Source organism: Ruegeria meonggei (assembly GCF_042768335.1).
Lineage (GTDB): Bacteria > Pseudomonadota > Alphaproteobacteria > Rhodobacterales > Rhodobacteraceae > Ruegeria > Ruegeria meonggei.
On sequence record NZ_JAXHBT010000001.1, the window covers coordinates 1,185,956 to 1,205,052 of the forward strand.

Annotated in this window: 24 protein-coding genes and 1 tRNA gene; 16 read left to right on the forward strand and 9 right to left on the reverse strand. The window is 57.1% G+C overall.

The window, feature by feature from the left end:
• The first annotated feature begins 14 nt into the window (after positions 1 to 14).
• Positions 15 to 425, forward strand: a complete 411-nt coding sequence (locus tag SJY13_RS05860; RefSeq protein ID WP_377188843.1) for a GFA family protein — start codon at positions 15 to 17, stop codon at positions 423 to 425.
• 40 nt (positions 426 to 465) lie between these two features.
• The gene (locus SJY13_RS05865; RefSeq protein ID WP_377188846.1) at positions 466 to 1,380 is read left to right on the forward strand and encodes a DMT family transporter; all 915 of its coding nucleotides are present in this window, start codon (positions 466 to 468) and stop codon (positions 1,378 to 1,380) included.
• On the opposite strand, the gene SJY13_RS05870 is transcribed toward SJY13_RS05865, so the two are convergent.
• Positions 1,325 to 2,032: a thiamine diphosphokinase gene (locus tag SJY13_RS05870; protein WP_377188849.1), complete on the reverse strand. Its 708-nt coding sequence runs from the start codon at positions 2,030 to 2,032 to the stop codon at positions 1,325 to 1,327. The genes SJY13_RS05865 and SJY13_RS05870 overlap by 56 nt on opposite strands.
• Before the next feature lie 206 nt (positions 2,033 to 2,238).
• Between SJY13_RS05870 and SJY13_RS05875 the strand changes: the two genes are divergently transcribed.
• Entirely contained in the window at positions 2,239 to 3,804 is a 1,566-nt protein-coding gene (locus SJY13_RS05875) for a hypothetical protein (RefSeq protein ID WP_377188852.1), read from the forward strand.
• A 253-nt stretch (positions 3,805 to 4,057) separates the two neighbouring features.
• A complete protein-coding gene (locus SJY13_RS05880; protein ID WP_377188855.1) occupies positions 4,058 to 4,549 on the forward strand; it encodes a GNAT family N-acetyltransferase in 492 nt (163 codons plus the stop codon).
• Positions 4,550 to 4,811: 262 nt separating this feature from the next.
• Here SJY13_RS05880 and SJY13_RS05885 read toward each other — a convergent pair whose 3' ends face one another.
• The 5 genes from SJY13_RS05885 to nthA all read right to left on the reverse strand — a co-directional run bounded on the left by SJY13_RS05885 (position 4,812) and on the right by nthA (position 8,187).
• Complete coding sequence (locus tag SJY13_RS05885) at positions 4,812 to 5,054, reverse strand: DUF2842 domain-containing protein (protein ID WP_085821813.1); 243 nt, start codon at positions 5,052 to 5,054, stop codon at positions 4,812 to 4,814.
• A complete protein-coding gene (locus SJY13_RS05890; protein ID WP_377188859.1) occupies positions 5,054 to 6,349 on the reverse strand; it encodes an adenylosuccinate synthase in 1,296 nt (431 codons plus the stop codon). The genes SJY13_RS05885 and SJY13_RS05890 overlap by 1 nt, the downstream gene beginning before the upstream one ends.
• 217 nt (positions 6,350 to 6,566) lie before the next feature.
• A complete protein-coding gene (locus tag SJY13_RS05895; protein ID WP_377188862.1) occupies positions 6,567 to 6,902 on the reverse strand; it encodes a nitrile hydratase accessory protein in 336 nt (111 codons plus the stop codon).
• Positions 6,899 to 7,576 (reverse strand): nitrile hydratase subunit beta, encoded by a 678-nt coding sequence (nthB, locus tag SJY13_RS05900; protein WP_377188865.1) that lies wholly within the window; start codon positions 7,574 to 7,576, stop codon positions 6,899 to 6,901. Before nthB ends, SJY13_RS05895 begins: the two co-directional genes overlap by 4 nt.
• Positions 7,573 to 8,187, reverse strand: a complete 615-nt coding sequence (nthA, locus tag SJY13_RS05905) for a nitrile hydratase subunit alpha (RefSeq protein WP_377188868.1) — start codon at positions 8,185 to 8,187, stop codon at positions 7,573 to 7,575. The genes nthB and nthA overlap by 4 nt, the downstream gene beginning before the upstream one ends.
• Before the next feature lie 151 nt (positions 8,188 to 8,338).
• Between nthA and secG the strand changes: the two genes are divergently transcribed.
• The 11 genes from secG to SJY13_RS05960 all read left to right on the forward strand — a co-directional run bounded on the left by secG (position 8,339) and on the right by SJY13_RS05960 (position 17,582).
• The gene (secG, locus tag SJY13_RS05910) at positions 8,339 to 8,704 is read left to right on the forward strand and encodes a preprotein translocase subunit SecG (protein ID WP_085821818.1); all 366 of its coding nucleotides are present in this window, start codon (positions 8,339 to 8,341) and stop codon (positions 8,702 to 8,704) included.
• Between the two features lie 159 nt (positions 8,705 to 8,863).
• The gene (locus SJY13_RS05915; protein WP_085822016.1) at positions 8,864 to 10,507 is read left to right on the forward strand and encodes a CTP synthase; all 1,644 of its coding nucleotides are present in this window, start codon (positions 8,864 to 8,866) and stop codon (positions 10,505 to 10,507) included.
• Positions 10,508 to 10,608: 101 nt separating this feature from the next.
• Positions 10,609 to 11,382, forward strand: coding sequence for an isocitrate lyase/PEP mutase family protein (locus SJY13_RS05920; protein WP_377188873.1), 774 nt, complete (start codon positions 10,609 to 10,611; stop codon positions 11,380 to 11,382).
• 120 nt (positions 11,383 to 11,502) lie between these two features.
• The gene (locus SJY13_RS05925) at positions 11,503 to 11,952 is read left to right on the forward strand and encodes a tellurite resistance TerB family protein (protein WP_085821820.1); all 450 of its coding nucleotides are present in this window, start codon (positions 11,503 to 11,505) and stop codon (positions 11,950 to 11,952) included.
• Between the two features lie 20 nt (positions 11,953 to 11,972).
• Entirely contained in the window at positions 11,973 to 12,410 is a 438-nt protein-coding gene (locus SJY13_RS05930; RefSeq protein WP_085821821.1) for a tellurite resistance TerB family protein, read from the forward strand.
• A 5-nt stretch (positions 12,411 to 12,415) separates the two neighbouring features.
• The gene (locus tag SJY13_RS05935) at positions 12,416 to 13,159 is read left to right on the forward strand and encodes a phosphate/phosphite/phosphonate ABC transporter substrate-binding protein (RefSeq protein WP_377193581.1); all 744 of its coding nucleotides are present in this window, start codon (positions 12,416 to 12,418) and stop codon (positions 13,157 to 13,159) included.
• A gap of 125 nt (positions 13,160 to 13,284) precedes the next feature.
• Complete coding sequence (locus tag SJY13_RS05940) at positions 13,285 to 14,061, forward strand: ABC transporter ATP-binding protein (RefSeq protein WP_085821822.1); 777 nt, start codon at positions 13,285 to 13,287, stop codon at positions 14,059 to 14,061.
• Positions 14,062 to 14,093: 32 nt separating this feature from the next.
• Positions 14,094 to 14,807: a transporter substrate-binding domain-containing protein gene (locus SJY13_RS05945; protein WP_085821823.1), complete on the forward strand. Its 714-nt coding sequence runs from the start codon at positions 14,094 to 14,096 to the stop codon at positions 14,805 to 14,807.
• A 77-nt stretch (positions 14,808 to 14,884) separates the two neighbouring features.
• Complete coding sequence (locus tag SJY13_RS05950) at positions 14,885 to 15,772, forward strand: ABC transporter permease (RefSeq protein ID WP_085822018.1); 888 nt, start codon at positions 14,885 to 14,887, stop codon at positions 15,770 to 15,772.
• Positions 15,769 to 16,575 (forward strand): ABC transporter permease, encoded by an 807-nt coding sequence (locus tag SJY13_RS05955; protein WP_377188879.1) that lies wholly within the window; start codon positions 15,769 to 15,771, stop codon positions 16,573 to 16,575. The genes SJY13_RS05950 and SJY13_RS05955 overlap by 4 nt, the downstream gene beginning before the upstream one ends.
• Positions 16,576 to 16,622: 47 nt before the next feature.
• The gene (locus SJY13_RS05960; protein WP_377188882.1) at positions 16,623 to 17,582 is read left to right on the forward strand and encodes a DUF6492 family protein; all 960 of its coding nucleotides are present in this window, start codon (positions 16,623 to 16,625) and stop codon (positions 17,580 to 17,582) included.
• A 110-nt stretch (positions 17,583 to 17,692) separates the two neighbouring features.
• On the opposite strand, the gene SJY13_RS05965 is transcribed toward SJY13_RS05960, so the two are convergent.
• Positions 17,693 to 17,769 (reverse strand) — tRNA-His (locus SJY13_RS05965).
• A gap of 47 nt (positions 17,770 to 17,816) precedes the next feature.
• Positions 17,817 to 18,299, reverse strand: a complete 483-nt coding sequence (locus SJY13_RS05970; protein WP_377188885.1) for a GNAT family N-acetyltransferase — start codon at positions 18,297 to 18,299, stop codon at positions 17,817 to 17,819.
• Between the two features lie 77 nt (positions 18,300 to 18,376).
• On the opposite strand from SJY13_RS05970, the gene SJY13_RS05975 reads away from it, so the two are divergent.
• Positions 18,377 to 18,565 carry a DUF6324 family protein gene (locus tag SJY13_RS05975; RefSeq protein ID WP_377188888.1) on the forward strand — a complete coding sequence of 63 codons (189 nt, stop codon included), beginning with the start codon at positions 18,377 to 18,379 and terminating at the stop codon, positions 18,563 to 18,565.
• A 4-nt stretch (positions 18,566 to 18,569) separates the two neighbouring features.
• Here SJY13_RS05975 and SJY13_RS05980 read toward each other — a convergent pair whose 3' ends face one another.
• Positions 18,570 to 19,001 carry an MmcB family DNA repair protein gene (locus SJY13_RS05980; RefSeq protein WP_085821828.1) on the reverse strand — a complete coding sequence of 144 codons (432 nt, stop codon included), beginning with the start codon at positions 18,999 to 19,001 and terminating at the stop codon, positions 18,570 to 18,572.
• Between the last annotated feature and the right edge of the window lie 96 nt (positions 19,002 to 19,097).

Below are 19,097 nucleotides of genomic sequence, written 5' to 3' on the forward strand. Positions count from 1 at the left end.
ATGTGAGGGACCCCATGCAAGGACATTGTCTGTGCGGAAAGATCCGTTATGAGGTCACCCCTCCGGCCCTGTCTTGCGTGACTTGCCATTGCGACAGTTGCAGGCGTCAATGCGCGGCCCCGATGACGACCTATTTCGGGGTTCGCGACGGGCAATGGCGCTGGCTTGGTGATGCGCCAAAGACCTTCAATTCACCCCCTGGGGTCGAACGCAGTTTTTGCCCTGAATGCGGCACGCCGATCTCTTTCCGCTCACAAGCCATGTCAGGCGTCCTGCACCTCTATGTGGCCACGCTCGACGATCCGGAACTGCTGCAGCCGACCCTGCATGTCGCACATGAGGAAAAGCTGCGCTGGCTCAAGATAGACGATGGCCTACCCCACTGTATCGGGCCGGATTACACCAAGGCGCAGTCGCTGCCGTAAACGCTTTCCACTCTGGGTCAAACCCCGTAGCGTCGCGCCCATGACACAGGATCGACCAGTATTCGGCATCGTCTTGATGCTCGGGTTTTGCCTACTCGCACCGCTGGGCGATGCCATGGCCAAACTGCTGGGCGAGACGACGCCCATTGGCATGCTGGTCTGGGTCCGATTTGCAGTGCAGGCGATTGTCTTGATCCCTTTGGTTGCCCTAAGCGACCGGAGCTTTCGGATGCGAGGCCGCATTCTGCGCCTGACCTTCATCCGGACAATTTTGCACATTGTCGGAATCGCCGCGATGTTCAGCGCACTCAAGTTCCTGCCATTGGCAGATGCAGTCGCAATTGCCTTTGTGATGCCCTTTATCATGCTGATCCTGGGCAAGTACGTGCTGGATGAAGTGGTCGGAATTCGCCGCCTGATTGCCTGTACCGTGGGGTTTGTGGGGACGTTGATGGTTATTCAGCCCAGTTTTGCACAGGTTGGTGCGGCTGCCCTGTTGCCTCTGGTTGTGGCTTTGGTCTTTGCCCTGTTCATGCTGGTGACGCGAAAGATCGCAAAGGAAACCGATCCGGTCGCCCTTCAGGCGGTCTCTGGCATAATGGCGACTGTCCTGTTGCTGCCGGTCTTAGTGCTTGGAACCGTGGGTGGCGTTTGGGAACTGTCCCTGATCCCCCCGATGGGCGAAGGTCATTATCTTTTGATCGCAATTGGTCTGTTGGGAACAGTCGCGCATCTGTTTATGACATGGTCGCTGCGCTATGCACCATCAGCCACATTGGCCCCAATGCAGTACCTTGAGATACCCGTTGCCACCCTGTTTGGGTGGCTGATCTTTCACGATCTACCCGATGGCATCGCGGCGCTCGGTATCGCGATCACAATTGCAGCCGGCCTCTATGTCATTCTTCGCGAGCGGGCCAGCGCCCGGTCTGCTCCGACAGAAACGCCTGCATGACCTGATCCAGGGCGTATCGCGGCACCATCACCAACAGACCCGGTCCGTCTATAAACAACTCAACATCCGCCAATGCCCGGTTGGATGTACCAACGCCCCCGTTTGGCTCCATTACCAGACCGTCGATTGGCCACTCCAACCCAAGGCTGCGCCCCTTTACACGTTGAAACGGAAACAATGACACCACATCTCCCGGCGTGACCTTGAGCGCAATCCGAGGCGGCGCAAGGAACACAACCTCATGCGCACCCAGCAGGATACAAGGTCGATCAGGCCACCTTGCAAGCACGTTCAGCACTGCCAGCTGATGATCCAGACGCCCCCCAAGAAATCCCGCCCCCAGCACCAAAGGTGCGTCAACATTGCGCAAAGCCTTGTCAAAATCGGTGCTATTTTGTTCCGGAATTGGAAACAACCGGTCCGCAGGGATCTGGTCGCGATGCTCGGCTCTCAGCGAATCGAAATCACCGATCACGGCATCCGGGACGCGGCCCGATTCCATCAATGACGCCGCGCCACCATCAGCGGCCACAACTGTTTTTACTCGAATCAGCAGCTGATTCAGGTCGTCAGGGCCTATTTGGCCGCCTCCAACCAGTCCAATTGGCTCTGATGACCGTACAATCGACGTATTTTTTTTAAGATTGATCATTTTTTCCGGATTTGGACACATTGAGACCACAAAATGATAGGTTCATGGAAAGAGTTCTGAGCCAATAGGTGCGCCCGTACTTGGGCTGTTGGCTCTCGTAGTTTGTAGAGGACGTGCGTCTGATGGTACAGAATAACAAGGTATTAACCGTTTCCTATGGAACCTTCTCGTGCACTTTAGAAGGGTTCGACAATTCATTTGAAACAATGAAAGCGATTGCAGAGTACTTTCGTGATCTTTCTGCGGATGATCGTTACTTTGGATCGGAGCCTCCTCAACCGGATACCGAAATGCTGGCCCGTATCGCAAAACGCGATGCATCCAGAGAAGTGGAAGCCAGCCAGAATGAATCAGGTCTGCTTCTGCGTGCCACCGATCAGGTCTCAACCCCGTCACAGCCTGCACCCGCTGCATCGGAATTGAACGTTGTTAACACGTCCGCAGCGGCACCATCCCCCTCGCACCCCCCTCATACGGCGTTCGCTGATGCGGAACCCGTTGAAGACGCACCTGCTCCAGCAGCCGACAGTATCGCGGCCAAACTCCAGCGTATCCGCGCAGTTGTTTCTCATTCCGAGGAAAACGCGGTGATCTACACTGAAGACGAAGAGACGGCCCTGATGAAAAACGCGACCGGTCCGTCAGATGCCGTCGCCGCCGCCTTTGCAGCCGGGTCGCTTGACCCCTCGGACCTGGGCGAAACCAACGAAACCGAGATTGAACAGCCGGTGGACAGCGGCAATGACGTACAGGAAGACATCCGGGTTGAAGCGGAGGACACTGCCGAAGCTGAGCCCGAGATCGAAGATGTGGTCGAAAAAAGCCCAATGGTTCTGACGTCAGATGACGCGGTACCAGAAACGGAAGTTGAGGAAACTGTTACCATTGATGCGATGTTTTCCAACTTGGATGACTCCGCCGAGACCGAACCGGAAGGCGAGGAAGTGGACAACATCCTTAAAGATACAAGCGCTGGGGACGAGGCCGAACATCCCCGGATGGATGATGCAGAATCCGGCACTTTGACTGAAGAAGACGAGTTTGATCTGCTGAGAGAGATATCAGAGGTCGAAAACCATCTGGCCGGCCGCACAGACAAGACACCGGCTAACCCAATGAGCCTGGACGAAGATGTATCGCGCTTGATGGACAAAGTTGGTGAGCAATTGAGCGATCCGACCACCAACACCAAGCGTGAAACCTACTCTCACATGCGCGCAGCGGTAGCGGTGACCGAGGCCGAGCGAGGTGCTTCCGATGGTATCAAGCAAGAAAGTGAGGGCGACGATTATCGCAGCGATCTGACGTCAGTCGTCAGCCCCCGCCGCCCGGATGTTCAAGTGACCAGCGCGCGCCCCATCATTGACGCTGCCGCGCCTCTCAAGTTGGTTGCGGAGCAACGTGTCGACAACCAGTCCGAAGAAGCAGGACCGGTGACCCCCCGCCGTGTGAAGTCGGATACCGAAGATGAAACGCCCGACGAAGGTGGGTTTGTTCTGTTCGCACAGGAACAAGGGGCCCAATCCCTGCCAGATTTGCTGGAAGCCGCTGCTGCGTACCTTTCCTTTATCGAAGGCCAGGAGCAGTTCTCGCGCCCACAGTTGATGAACAAAATTCGCTCGCTCAAGCAGGATGAGTTCAATCGCGAAGAAAGCCTGCGCTCTTTCGGTCAGTTGCTGCGGGACGGCAAGATCGAAAAAGCCGGAGGCGGACGCTTTGCGGCCTCGACCCAGATCGGGTTCCGCCCGGATGACGAGCGCGCCGCAGGCTGACTTTTTGCCAAAGAAATCAAATGGGCCGAGGGTTTCCTTCGGCCTTTTTCTTTTGCGGTGAGGTTTTGGTGTTCCAATTTTCGCCGAAATGTAGTCCAGCACCTTTGCTGCAATGCAGAAAAATGCTACTGTCTGCTGGGGAGGAGGTCTCTAAGTCAGGTCTCTTTTTAGCAAAGGCTGCGCCATGTACGAAGTCCCGATCCGGCGTCTCAGAAAGTACGACGAGCAGAAAGTTATAAGTCATTTCAAAAACTTGAGTGACGATGCTTTGACCTCCAGGTTTGGTATTTCGGTCAAATCAGAAACGGTTCAGACGTACCTGTCCGGGCTGTTCGAAAATGCCACTTTGGTGTTCGGGGCCTTCCCGGATTCCCGTCTGCGCGGCGTGGGGGAATTGCGCATCCTGCCAGACAGTCACAATCAAGTGGCCGAGGTCGCCTTTACGGTTGAATCAGCCTGGCAAGATCGCGGTATCGGCGACGCCCTGCTGTCCCGGATCATCACCGCCGCCCGAAACCGCGGAATTCGCGAAGTCCACATGCTGTGCCTGGCAACCAATCAAAAGATGCGCCGCCTGGCTGCCAAACACAAAGCTGATCTTGATATTGCGACAGGCCAGATTGAAGCCACGCTCACTACGCCCTGGCCCACTCCGTTCAGCGTGGCCGAAGAACTTTCGGGCGAATACCACGCAATCGCGCGTGCAATCCTAAGCTGGCCCACGCCGGACCACCGCGCGGGTTGAGTTTAGAAAGTGAAGACCAAGGCCACGTGGGAGCCTGTCAGGATGAGGTCAGTCACACCAAAGCCTTTGTTAACAACGCGAATGCAACGCACGGTATCGACTTCGAAAACCGTGTACCCGCCTATTCAACGACGCCATGACACTATCCAATTCCCAGTCTGCGGCCTAACTGACAAGACCGATGAAATCCGTTTTGGATAGGTCCAACAGGCCTGCTGCTGGCAATCATGGCAGGGATCTCATCCGCAGGTAGCGTCAACAACTATTCCGTGGGTTGATCCGGATCTTCCTTGCCCACGCCCTTGAATACAAACTTGAAGGGTAAAACCCACAAGATACCCAAGCCGACATAGACCAGAAACTCCAGCCAGATCGGCGGGCGATCCAGCCAGTTTACAACGGTCACTACAGCCACGATGTAGACGGGCAACCCTACCAGCAGCAGTACCAGCGACCAGCGACGGCGCGCCTTATAGCTCAGACCGGTTTTCTCGTCCTGCCCCATCAATCGGCAAACGGGTCGGTCACCAGAATGGTGTCTTCCCGCTCCGGGCTGGTTGAAAGAAGCGCGACCGGACAGTCGATCAGCTCTTCAACACGACGCACATATTTGATCGCGTTGGCAGGCAGGTCTGCCCAGCTGCGCGCGCCTTCGGTAAATTCGCTCCACCCTGGCATCTCCTCGTAGATGGGCGTGCAACGCGCTTGCTGATCCGCGGCGGTAGGCAGATAGTCCAGATGCTCTCCGTCCAGATTATAGCCGGTACAGATCTTCAGAGTTTCAAACCCGTCCAGAACGTCAAGTTTGGTCAGCGAAATACCGTTCACCCCACTGGTCGCACAGGTCTGGCGCACAAGGCACGCGTCGAACCAACCGCAGCGGCGCTTACGTCCGGTGGTGGTGCCAAACTCATGTCCACGTTCACCCAGACGCTGCCCATCGTCGTCGTCCAGCTCGGTTGGAAATGGACCTTCACCCACTCGGGTCGTGTAGGCTTTGACAATGCCAAGAACGAAATCGATTGAGCCCGGGCCAATGCCAACCCCGGTGGCAGCCTGGCCCGCGATGACATTGGATGACGTCACGAACGGGTAAGTGCCAAAATCAATGTCCAACAGAGCGCCCTGCGCCCCCTCGAACAAAATACGTTTTCCTGCTTTGCGCTTTTCATTCAGCACTTTCCAGACAGGGGCCGCAAAAGGCAGAATTTTCGACGCTATCTCTTTCAGTTGAGCGATAAGCGCGTCCCGGTCAACTGGTTCGATTCCCAAACCTTTGCGCAGAGGGTCGTGGTGCTGAAGGGCGCGGTCAACACGGGCTTCAAGCGTTGCCTCATCCGCCAGATCGGCAACGCGTACGGACCGGCGCCCAACCTTATCCTCATAGGCCGGGCCGATACCGCGGCCAGTTGTGCCAATCTTCGTGCCCTTGGAGGCCGCTTCTTCCCTCGCGCGGTCCAACTCTCCGTGAATCGGCAGAATCAACGGCGTATTTTCTGCGATCATCAGTGTCGCGGGCGAAATATCGACACCCTGTGCACGGATCGTTCCAATTTCCTTGAGAAGATGCCATGGGTCCAGCACAACGCCGTTGCCAATGACGCTTAGCTTGCTGCCGCGCACGACACCCGAAGGCAGCGCATGCAGTTTATAAACCTCACCATCGATAACCAGCGTATGACCGGCATTATGTCCGCCTTGAAAACGCGCGATTACGTCTGCCCGTTCGCTAAGCCAGTCGACAATCTTGCCTTTTCCCTCGTCACCCCACTGGGCGCCGACAACAACCACATTGGCCATATCTGGTCCTTTTGCGCTGAGTTTTCAAACTCGGCTCGTATAACGGGGACAAAGCGGCAGGGAAACCGGTAATTCGCCGCAGATAACAACCGCGCTGCGCGCGATGCCTCCGGCAGGGATATTTATTAGCCAGATGAAGATCGGATCCCTTGTTCATCTGGCCCGAAATATCCCGGGGGAGTCGCCCGGAACGGGCGGCGGGGGCAGAGCCCCCTTCTTAACGTGCAGCCAGACGAACGGGCTGACCATGCGGCGTTGTCAAATAGGCTTCTTCCCAAGCGTTTCTGAGGTTAGCGACGTCCTGTGTTGCGGCTGCGCCCTGCTCGACCAGGAATTCCTCTAGGGTTACCAGCCAAGCGAGGAAGTAGTCGTCGCCCCCGTCCAACTCTCGGTCCAGCCCGTGACGTTTCAGGGTCTGCGAAAACCGTGCAGCCCAGTCGGGCCAGTCGACCCGACCCGCTTCGTTCAATGCAACGGTGACGGCGAATACCTGTGCGTGCCAGGGTTCGGCAAAAACCGGTTCCGGCGCGGAATGAGTGTTGCATAGCGTCATGCGGGTTCCAGGTAGCTTTGCCACAGGTCTAAAACAACTTCATCCCGCGGGTGCTCCGGATCGGCCCAGAGCTCTGAGGCCGGAAAGACCACGGCATAGAGAGGTTCGGGCGCTTCGCCCAGACCATGGGCATTGGAATCGGGCAGGACATGCGTACCGTGCAGCCGTAGGATTCGGCCCTTTGCACCGGCTGCGTAAACCGGCAATCTGGTGTGTCCGCCATCGACAAGGCGGTTGGCGGCCGGATGCAGAGTTTGAACCGCCTGCCCGATTTCGAACTGAGCAGGCACATCAGATGGGCGATCAGCCGGGCCTCCTTTTGCGAGGGCCTTTGGTACGGCCTGAACCTGCAAGACCCGCGAAGACAAGGGATGCGAGCTGTCATTTTCGTCACCAATCAAGTCTTCAGGGTACAGCACACCGTTATCCACCAACAGATCAGCCAGGCCCGATATCCACTTCTCATAATATGAAAACCTGGCGTAATCCTTCGGTGACAGCCTTTCACGGGTGTGGCGGGATTTGTCGATATTCCACTGCCCCAAAAACCCAGCCGCCAGTGTTACAGCCAAAGCACGCCCGTGCCAGTCTTCGGCAAAAACCGGGCCGTCCTCGGTCTCAGGCACCACGGGGCCGTCCCCGAACCGTCCGCCCATATCGTGAACCCGGGTCATGCGGGCACCCGTGCCAGGCCGGTGCCGATCATGCTGTCACGGGTGACAAGATCCGCAAGGTCATCCTCGCTCATTCCCTCGGTGCCGTCCGGGCGCATTGGCAACACCAGATAGCGTATTTCGGCCGTTGAATCCCACACGCGCACGGCGGTTTCCGCCGGCAGTTCGACTCCAAACTCGGCCAACACCTTGCGCGGCTCACGTACAGCGCGGGCGCGGTAAGCGTCGGACTTGTACCACCCTGGCGGAATACCTAACAGCGGCCACGGGTAGCAGCTGCACAAGGTGCAAACGACCATGTTGTGCTGGTCGGCTGTGTTTTCAACTACCACCAAATGTTCGCCCTGCCGTCCGTAAAAACCCAGATCGGCTACGACCTGTGTGGCGTCTTCCAACAGAGCCTTTTTGAACTCAGGGTCGCTCCACGCCTTGGCCACGACGCGCGCGCCGTTCTTGGGGCCTATCTTGTTCTGATAGGTGTCGATTATCTCATCCAGTGCTGCCGGGTCGATCAGCCCTTTGCGGGTCAGAATCGTCTCGAGCGCCTTGACGCGGAGCGCAGGTTCAGGCGGCAACAGGGCGTGCGGGTGGTCGTGATCATCATGTGGCATGAGCGGCAGGTTGCGTCAGCATATGCACGGCTGTCCAGTCTCTTTGCTGTGATAAATTGCATCACGTGCGGTGATGGCAACTCCTCCCTTGCCCCCGCTGGCAAACTTGCATAAGTACCACGCGATACACGCCACGCTGTACAGGAACACCATGGAAAACGTCGTTCTCATCATCCACCTTCTCTTGGCTTTGGGCCTGATTGCCGTTGTTCTGATGCAGCGGTCCGAAGGCGGTGGCCTGGGTATGGGCGGCGGTGGCGGTGGCGCCATGACCGGACGTGCGGCTGCGACCGCGTTGGGCAAGGTTACCTGGATATTGGCGGCCTGCTTTATTGTCACGTCGATCACGCTGACCATTCTGGCGGCTCAGAAATCCTCGGGCAGCTCCGTTATCGACCGTCTGGGTGTTCCGGCACCAGCCGCGGTTGAGGAAAGCACACCGGCGGTTCCGTCGGCAGATGATCTGTTGCCTCCGACACAGGGCGACAATGCGCCACTGATTCCGCAGGCCAACTGATCCACAAAACCTAGAATACTGAAAGAGAGCTGCAACAGCATCTTGCGGTTCTCTTGCGCTATGGGCGCGAATCCTTTATGTGTAAAGTCCCGTGGTGCTGCGGTTTTTTCAAGCCGCCGGGCAGCTGATTTTGACGTCTCACGGGAGCAGCCGAAAAACATGGCGCGTTTTATTTTCATTACAGGTGGTGTGGTCTCGTCCTTGGGTAAAGGACTGGCCTCGGCGGCCTTGGGATCGCTGTTGCAAGCGCGAGGGTATTCGGTGCGCTTGCGCAAGCTGGACCCCTATCTGAACGTCGATCCCGGCACGATGTCGCCGTTTGAACATGGTGAGGTTTTCGTAACCGATGATGGTGCCGAAACCGATCTGGACCTTGGGCATTACGAACGGTTCACGGGTGTGGCCGCACGCAAGACCGACTCTGTCAGTTCGGGCCGGATCTATTCCAACGTTCTCGAGAAAGAGCGCCGTGGAGACTACCTCGGCAAGACCATTCAGGTGATCCCGCACGTCACCAATGAGATTAAGGACTTCATCGCCATCGGAGAGGATGAGGTCGACTTTATGCTGTGCGAGATCGGCGGCACCGTCGGCGATATCGAAGGACTGCCCTTCTTTGAAGCCATCCGTCAGTTCAGCCAGGACAAGCCCCGTGGTCAATGTCTGTTCATGCACTTGACCCTGCTGCCCTTTATCAAAGCCTCGGGCGAGTTGAAGACCAAGCCAACGCAGCACTCGGTCAAGGAATTGCGTTCTATTGGCCTGGCTCCCGATATTTTGGTCTGCCGGTCCGAGGGGCCGATCCCGACCAAGGAGCGTGAAAAACTGGCGCTGTTCTGTAACGTGCGTCCCGACTCGGTTATTGCTGCGCAGGATCTCAGCACCATCTACGATGCGCCACTGGCCTATCACCGTGAGGGATTGGATCAGGCAGTTCTGGACGCGTTCCAGATCAGCCCCGCGCCAAAGCCCGATCTGACAAAATGGGAAGACGTCAGCGACCGCATCCATAACGCCGAGGGCGAAGTGAAGGTCGCAATCGTCGGCAAATACACACAGCTTGAGGACGCCTATAAATCGATTGCCGAGGCCCTGACCCATGGCGGCATGGCCAACAGGGTTCGGGTCAAGGTCGAATGGGTCGATGCCGAGGTGTTCGACACCGAAGACGCCGCCCCGCATCTCGAAGGTTTCCACGCCATTCTTGTTCCCGGTGGCTTTGGCGAACGCGGCACTGAAGGCAAGATTAAAGCAGCTCAGTACGCGCGCGAACACAAAGTACCCTACTTGGGCATTTGTTTGGGCATGCAGATGGCGGTCATCGAAGCCGCCCGGAATGTCGCGGGAATAACCGAGGCAGGCTCGGAAGAGTTTGACCACGAGGCCGGTAAAAAGCGTTTTGAACCGGTTGTTTACCACCTTAAAGAATGGGTGCAGGGCAACCACAAGGTCGAGCGCAAAGTGGGCGACGACAAAGGCGGCACAATGCGACTGGGCGCTTATGATGCGGTTCTGGCAGAAGGCTCAACAGTGGCCGGGGTTTACGGCGGAACCAATATCGAAGAACGCCACCGCCACCGGTACGAGGTGGACATCAAATACCGTGAAAAGCTGGAAAAGGCGGGGCTGAACTTCTCGGGCATGTCGCCGGACGGCCGGTTGCCGGAAATCGTCGAATGGTCGGACCACCCCTGGTTCATTGGGGTCCAGTACCATCCGGAGCTCAAGTCCAAGCCGTTTGCTCCACATCCTCTGTTTCGTGACTTTGTGCGCGCAGCGAAAGACAGCTCGCGCCTGGTCTGACACAAGGCGCTTTGCGACATTGTATCGGTCGGCGTGAAAATTCTGTACGCGCCGGTCGTTTGCGCGGTTAACTGTCGGGAACAACCGACAGGAGACCGGCCATGAGCAATCAAATCACCCAGGCAGAGAATTTTGCCGCCCTGCACAAAAAGGGCGACCCCGTAATCCTGTACAATATCTGGGATTCCGGCAGCGCCGGGGCCGTTCGTGACGCCGGTGCCAAGGCAATTGCCACCGGCAGCGCACCGGTTGCGATGGCGCAGGGCTTCGGCGACGGCCAGAACCTTCCACTCGAGGCAGCACTGGACAATGTCGGCCGTATCGTGACGGCCGTTGATTTGCCGGTCTCTCTGGATTTTGAAGGGGCGTATTCCAAGGATGTTTTGGGCATTGCCAGCAATGTTCAGCGCGCACTTGAAACCGGTGTCGTCGGCTTCAATTTCGAAGACCAAATCGTTGGAACCAGTGATCTCTATGACATCGAAACCCAGGCTGCACGCGTTGCTGCCATGCGCGAAGGATCCGATGCGGCGGGCGTTCCTGCTTTTATCAACGCACGGACCGATATCTTCCTCAAGGCCAAACCGGAAACCCATAGTGACGCGATGCTGGATGATGCCATTGCGCGGGCGCAAGCCTATACAGACGCTGGGGCCAGCGGCTTTTTTGCCCCCGGCCTGAAGGACGAAGCCATGATCGCCAGGTTGTGCGAATCGACGGAATTACCGGTCAACATTATCGCACTGCCCGGCACGCCGGACACGGCCACGCTGGCATCGCTGGGCGTGGCGCGGATCAGCTATGGACCGGTGCCATACCGCCTTATGCTGGGCTGGTTGCAGGAACAGGCAAAACAGGCACTGCATGGGGGCTGACCCCTCGCATCACGACAGCAACTTCAGGTGGAATCCCGTAAACCGGCAAACTTATGATTATCGGGCTATGACGGGTAGTCCGTGCTTGGCGGCCCACAAAATATGGAATAATGTCCCCCTATGTTGAAAAAGCTCTTTCAGGCCTTTCGCCCGCCGCAACACGACAACCTGCCCGACCCGGATGCTGAACTGGCGCTTGGGGCGCTTATGGTGCGTGTGGCACAGGCGGATCGGGATTACAAACTCGAAGAAATCAGCCTGATCGATCGCATCCTTGCCCGGCTTTACCAGCACAACGCGATCGAGGCCGCCAAGGTCCGGGCCACCTGCGAAAAGCTGCACGCGGCTGCCCCGGACACCGACACGTTCGGCAAACTGATCCGCGAGACCACCGACTTGCAGGAACGTCTGGCCGCGTTGGATGCCCTGTGGGAGGTCGTTCTGGCTGATGGCAATTCGGACGAGGGCGAGATGAAGATTGTGGAAGAATCCCGTATCGCCATGGGTCTGAGCTATAAAGACAGTCAGACCGCGCGCGAACGGATGCAAAGGCGCTTGGAAGAGCGTTAGACGCCATCTATATCTAGCACATGTTTAGTGATTTCCTGTCCCGGCTTACGCAGCCCCAGCCCGCCCCGCTTGCCCATGATGACGCCCGCCTGGCCCTGACAGCCCTGTTGGTGCGTATTGCGCGTTCTGACAACGACTATGCCGACAGCGAAATGTCCAGAATCGACCGGATTTCGGCCGAGCGTTATGGTCTGTCTCCGTTCGAGGCCGCCGGTCTGCGCGCCCGCGCCGAAGATCTTGAGGCCGAGGCCCCCGACACCGTCCGCTTTACCCGCGCAATCAAAGAAGCCGTGGATTATGATAACCGCCTCGCCGTCGTACAGGCGATGTGGTCGGTTGCCTTGGCTGATGGGCAGCGCACCGGCGAAGAGGATTCGCTGCTGCGGCTTGTCGTAAGCCTGCTGGGTGTCAGCGACGTGGATTCCGCTCTGGCCCGTCAAAAGGCTGCTAAAGCGTGATTGCGATGCTGGGCATGTATGACATGCCTGCCCTGCAACCGGCCAACGACCGGCTCTGGACTTTGATTCGCTCTCATCTGGGGTATGGCCCTGTCCACCTGACCCGCGATGCCGATGTGTGGGAGATCTGGCTGAACTCCGATCTTGTCTTTGCGCAGACCTGTGGGATGCCGTACCGCACCCGCCTGCACGGCAAAGTGCAATTGATTGGCACACCTGATTACGGATTGGTCGGGTGTCCGCCCGGCCACTACCGCTCGATCCTGGTGGCACGGCAGGACGATCAGCGAGGCCTGGATCAGCTGATCGGTGGCATATTCGCGTTTAATGAGGCCCTGTCTCAGTCCGGCTGGGCCGCGCCTTTGGTTCACCTTGCACAACGCGACCTGATACCCGCGACCATCCATCAAACCGGAGGGCATGTGCATTCGGCGCGTGCCGTCGCAGACGGGCATGCCGACTATGCCGCGTTGGATGCTTTGACATGGGAGCTGTTGAAGGAACACACCGATATGGGCACCACCCTGCGCGAGATCGATGCAACCGAGCCTACTCCTGCCCTGCCCTATATCACCGCCAACGGACAGAATGCGTCCGAAATTGCACGCGCCGTTCGCGCCGCCATTCACGCCCTGCCGGCCGAAGATCGCCGCCTGCTGCATTTGCACGACCTGATCGACATTTCCGCTGACGAATATCTTTGCGTCTCAAATCCTGATCAGGACACGGTCAATCAGCTTAGTCCCTGACCGATTTGGCCAAAACGTCTGGTCAATTTGGCAGTTTCCGAACCCAAACGCGTCAATTGCGCATTGCATTGCCCCGATTTTTAAGCCCTAGTACCGCACCAACACCAATAACACCTGGACCACCCGTGACAGATTCCACTCCCGTAATCGAGATCAAGAACCTCCACAAAAGCTTCGGCAATCTGGAAGTGCTGAAGGGGGTCGATATTACGGCAAGGCGCGGGGATGTCGTATCCCTGATTGGATCATCCGGGTCGGGCAAATCCACGCTTCTGCGCTGCTGCAACCTGCTGGAGGACAGCCAACAGGGCGAGATCCTGTTCAAGGGCGAGCCGGTACGCTGGATCGGCGATGGCCACGGACGCCGTCCCGCAGACCCCAAGCAGGTGCTGCGCATTCGCACCAACCTGTCGATGGTATTCCAACAGTTCAACCTGTGGGCCCATATGACAATCCTGCAAAACGTGATGGAGGCTCCGGTTACCGTGCTGGGGCGTGACCGGGCCGAAGCCGAGGACAGCGCACGCAAATATCTGGAAAAGGTCGGGATCGGCGACAAGTGCGACGTCTACCCTGCGCAGCTGTCTGGCGGTCAGCAGCAACGCGCGGCCATTGCCCGCGGCCTGTGCATGGAACCCGAAGCGCTGCTGTTTGATGAACCTACTTCAGCGCTGGACCCGGAACTGGAACAGGAAGTTATCAAGGTAATCAAGGATCTGGCCGCCGAAGGCCGGACTATGATCATCGTGACCCACGACATGAAGATGGCTGCCGATATCTCAAGCCATGTCGTTTTTCTTCACCAAGGCCTGATCGAAGAAGAGGGCCTGCCGGAAGATATCTTTACTACCCCTGAATCAGAACGACTTCAGGGCTTTCTCTCCGCCACTCAGGCGGCGTAAAATCAGAACAGAACTAAACTGGGGAGTAACCAATGAAAAACCTGATTCTGACCACAGCAGCGCTTGCGCTGACAGCTGGTATTGCCATGGCCGACACGGTTCGGATGGGCACTGAAGGCGCTTACGCACCTTGGAACTTTATCAACGATGCCGGCGAGATCGACGGTTTTGAGCGTGAACTGGGCGATGAGCTGTGCAAGCGCGCCAACCTGGAATGCGAATGGGTCAAGAATGACTGGGACTCGATCATTCCAAACCTGGTCTCGGGTAACTACGACGTCATCATCGCGGGTATGTCGATCACTGACGAACGCGATGAAGTGATCGACTTTACCCAGAACTACACACCGCCGGACCCATCGGCCTATGTTGCGATGTCCGACGACGTAGACGTCACAAGTGGCGTTGTCGCAGCGCAGACCGGTACCATTCAGGCCGGGTACATCGCCGAATCCGGTGCAACTCTGGTAGAATTCTCAAGCCCGGATGAAACCCTCGCCGCTGTTCGCAACGGCGAAGCTGACGCGGTTCTGGCAGACAAGTCCTTCCTGGCCCCCATCGTTGAAGAAGACGGTGATCTGCGTTTTGTCGCCGACGAAGTCCCTCTGGGTGGTGGCGTCGGCATGGGCGTTCGTGAATCGGATGCCGAGCTGAAAGAAAAGTTCAACGCAGCCATTCAATCGATGAAGGATGATGGCAGCCTGAACACGCTGATCAGCAAATGGGAAGTGTCTTCGACCTTCTGATTTTTCTGCACAAGTAGCGCGCCCTTACGATTTGGGGCGCGCTGCCGCTGAGCCCTCGCTAGTGTATGAGGCCTGCCATTTTCTCGTTCTGCTCTGATCCCGATGTTCTGGACACGTTTCGTTGGTTTTCCTGCTACTTGACCAACGGAGTGCATTGGTCCTTCTATTTGTCCTTCCTCAAGGTTTTGGCCTTGTTGGCAGTGACTGCGCCCGTTGCGCTGGGGTTCGGCTTTGCCGGAGCAATGGCCGCCCGGTCGCATTTCCCGCCGCTTAGCTGGCTGGGCAAAGGCTACATCGCCGTAGTTCGCGGCGTACCGGATATCGCCTTTTTCATGTTCTTTGTGATCGCGCTGGACCAGGCGTTTGAATGGACCCGTCATAAAATCCTTTGCCCCGACTGGACCGATCCGATCCGTCAGGGCAACGACTTTCTGGTGTGCCAAGCCGCCAAATTACCGCTGGGCTCTTCGCCGGAATGGATGCACGAGACCTACGGGTTCTTTCTGGCAGTCATCACCTTCTCGATCGTCTTTGGGGCCTTTGCTGCCAACGTGCTGTTTGGTGGCATGCGAGCCGTTCCGCATGCCCAGCTAGAGACGGCCGAAGCCTATGGCATGTCACGCCGTCAGACTTTCTGGCGTGTCCTTGTGCCGCAGATGTGGGTTTATGCCCTGCCCGGCCTGTCGAATTTATGGATGGTTTTGATCAAGGCCACACCGCTTTTGTTCCTGCTAGGGGTCGAGGATATCGTCTATTGGGCACGCGAACTGGGTGGAACCAAGACATCCAAATTCACCGCCTACCCGCATGGCGATTGGCGCATGTGGTACTTTCTGTTTCTGCTGGTCTTCTACCTTGGCATGACCCGTGTCTCTGAGATTGGACTCGAGAAACTGATGCGACGCCTGGCCCATGGGCAGGCCACATCGGGCGGCGAACTGCTGCGCAAGGAGACCACGGCATGAGCTGCTTGCAGACCATCCAGGATTACGGCCTGCGGTCCATCGGTCTGGGTGAGCGTCTGCTGCCCAAGTCTGATTTCACCTTGTGCGAACAGTTCACCCTGATCGGGTCTGGCATGATCTGGAACGTCTATTTCGGCATCATGGCGCTGGCGACCGGGTTCTTCCTGGCGACGGCGCTGGCCGTCGGCAAGGCGTCCAGCAACATATGGCTGCGCAAACCGTCCGAGTGGTTCATCTTTATCTTCCGCGGCTCGCCGCTGTTCATCCAGTTCTTCTTTGCGTATTTCCTCTTTCTCTCGCTGAAAAAACCCTACCCGATGTTCGACGGGTTCACGTCAGCCTGGCTTGGTGCTCTGATCGTTCTGTTCTTCAACACGGCTGCCTATTCGGGTGAGATCTTTTATGGCGCGCTGCGCTCAATCCCAAAAGGGGATATCGAGGCAGCAGACGCCTATGGCATGTCCGGCTGGTCGCGGTTCCGCCGGGTCGTTTGGCCGACCACGCTGCGGCTGGCATGGCCCGCCTACACGAACGAGGCGATCTTTCTGTTCCACGCCACCACACTTGTCTTCTTCTCGGCATTTCCCGCGTGGCAACAACGCGGCGATGCGCTGTACTACGCCAGCTATTTTGCCGACAAGACCTTTAACCCGTTTGTCCCCTATCCCATTCTGGCCTTCTATTTTATCCTGCTGACGCTGGTTGTGATCGGGGGATTTGGTCTGGTGAACAAGCGGCTCAATCGGCACCTGCCAGCTGCCAAAAAAGCCAAAATGCAGTTCCGCCTGAAGCTGGCGCGCTGACCACGGGCATTCGCGTCGCAGAACAAGATTTATTAGGGAATTCGGCCTTGATTAGCCTTGTCACTATCGTTTTTTCTGGTGATCTGGATCTCGTGCGATATCAGGCTCGATCGCTGGCGTTATTGGTGCGCCCGGAAATTATCAACGATATCAACTTGGTCATCAACGATGTGAATGAGGGCGATATCCGCCGCACATTGGAAGAAATGCGCCCGGAGTACGGCCCTCATGCCGCCAAAGTCCGGATCGTCGGCGGCGATGAGGTGCTGCTGAACGTGCCGCGTAAAACCCGCCGCAGTTTGTTTGAGTGGCTTTATGTGGACAACCGGCATCGCCTGCCTTTTGCCTCTGCGCAAGGCTGGCGCGGCGGCAATGGCTATCGGATGCAGCAGGCCCTGAAACTGGCCTCAGCGCGGATCGCTGACTGCGACAGGATGCTCATACTGGACGGAAAGAACATTTTTCTGCGCGATTTCGATCCGGAAGAGTTCTTTGACGAACAAAATCGCGGACTATCCACTTTCCATCCTCCGAACGCCGAATTCCATCAGGGCTGGCTGAATGAAAGCCTGAAAGTGATGGACCTGAACATGACGGCCAACGATATCGAAGCCACCACCGCCTACGAGACTCCGTATCCGGTCAATCGCCAACTGGTGCTGCGCGTGCTGGATGAAGTCGCCGAGTCCCATGGTTCAGTTCAAGCCTTGTTTGCATCCAAACAACGGCCAACGGAATTCATGTTATTGTTTGCCTCTTGCATCAGGAACGAAGGCAATGTCGACCGGTATTTCGGAGAATTTGCCGGCCAACACCTAGGGGTGTGGAAAGAGTATTCACCGCAACTGATCAACAAGGTTATCTCTAACGCAGAAACTACCCCGTCGGCCACTTTTGGGGTGCATCGCAAGGCAATTGAGCTTCTTAACGACGAACAGCGCCAGCGTCTGATTGCCCTGTTTGCAGTGCGTGGGCTCGATCTGAAGCCGTTGTTGAACTCTGCCTGATGCAGATTTGACCTATGGGCGCCTTCACAGCGGCAGCAGGCTATTCACAACATTTTCGCAGCGCCAAACTCCAGTCAATCGGGCTGAAGGAGTTGAGATTTGTTTGAAAATGGTACCGCCTGCTGGATTCGAACCGGCGACCTCTGGATCCACAATCCAGCGCTCTAACCAACTGAGCTAAGGCGGCACTCGTGTGGGGCGATGTACCGAACGCGCCCACGGAATGCAAGAGGATTAAAGCTGAATTTTCCAGCTTTGTTCGACAAGATCGACCCCAAAGGAATGCACATGTTTGCTGTTCAGCAAGTGCCACCCCGAAGCCCGGTAAAGCCTGCAGGCGGCCTCGTGGCTTTCGTGGGTCCACAGCCTCATTTCTGTGAATCCGGCACTGCGCGCGAACGCCATACAGGTACCCAACATCCGCTTGCCCAACCCCAACCCGCGGGCCTGAGGCATCAGCAGGAACAGACGCAACTTTGCTGTTTTTTCGTCAAGCGCAACACAAAAGATGCTGCCCAGCCTCTCGCCTGCCCGCTCGGCAATCCAACCCCTTTCCCGGGTCGGATCATGCCCGGCGACAAAGTCGGTCAGGATACTGTGAACAAGGGGGGCGAAGGTCTCATCAAACCCCTCATCGCGCGCATAGAGCAGGCCGTGCTGCATAACCAGCCACGGGGCGTCGGAGGCGCGAAAGGGTCTGATCAGAACATCCTGCATTCCTTATTGGATAGCAAAGGCGGCTTGATTCTCAACCCTTTGCGCGCTAGCACAATCTCTGATCCCCGGAGGCGCATATGAGCATCAACACCGAACGTGACATTCAGGCAAACCTGCAGATCGGCCCCACTGATCACGGCATGGTGCGACTTTTCATTGAGGCCGATGGTGTTGAGATCCCGATGGATTTCGAACCCGAGGAAGCCGAAGAAATCGCAGACGAAATCCGTGCGGCCGCTGAGGCTGCGCGCGCGGTGCAAGGCTGACCTCTCAGATCCGAGGGTCGCGCATTGCGTGTAGACGGCGGGCGGCATCCGTCGCAAATTTCTGGATCAGTTTCTTGCGCCGCGCCGGCGCAACCTTGTCCTCCGGGGCCATGCGCACAATCTCGGCGTCATAAGCATCGGCGATGATCAGGCCTGTCTCGGGCGGCAGCAGATCGGTAGGAAAATCGGTATCGACTGCCCAGAAGAATCGATCACACCACTCCATATAACCCTGCCATTTGGCATCCGACTGATAATCGGCGCGGCTGGATTTGCATTCGATCACCCACAGCTCACCCTTTGAACCCAGCCCCATGACATCCACGCGCAATCCGCGTGTTGGCACGAATTCCTCAACAGAAACAAACCCATGGGTCAACAGGTGCCGTGAAACACCACGCGCGAGCTTTTGTCCGGGCTGTAGATCTAATGTCATGTTTGAAATGTGAACAATTCATGAACATAAATCAAGAACATCATCGCACTTGACATGATACCAATCAGTATCTTATCAATGAGATACCAAATGGTA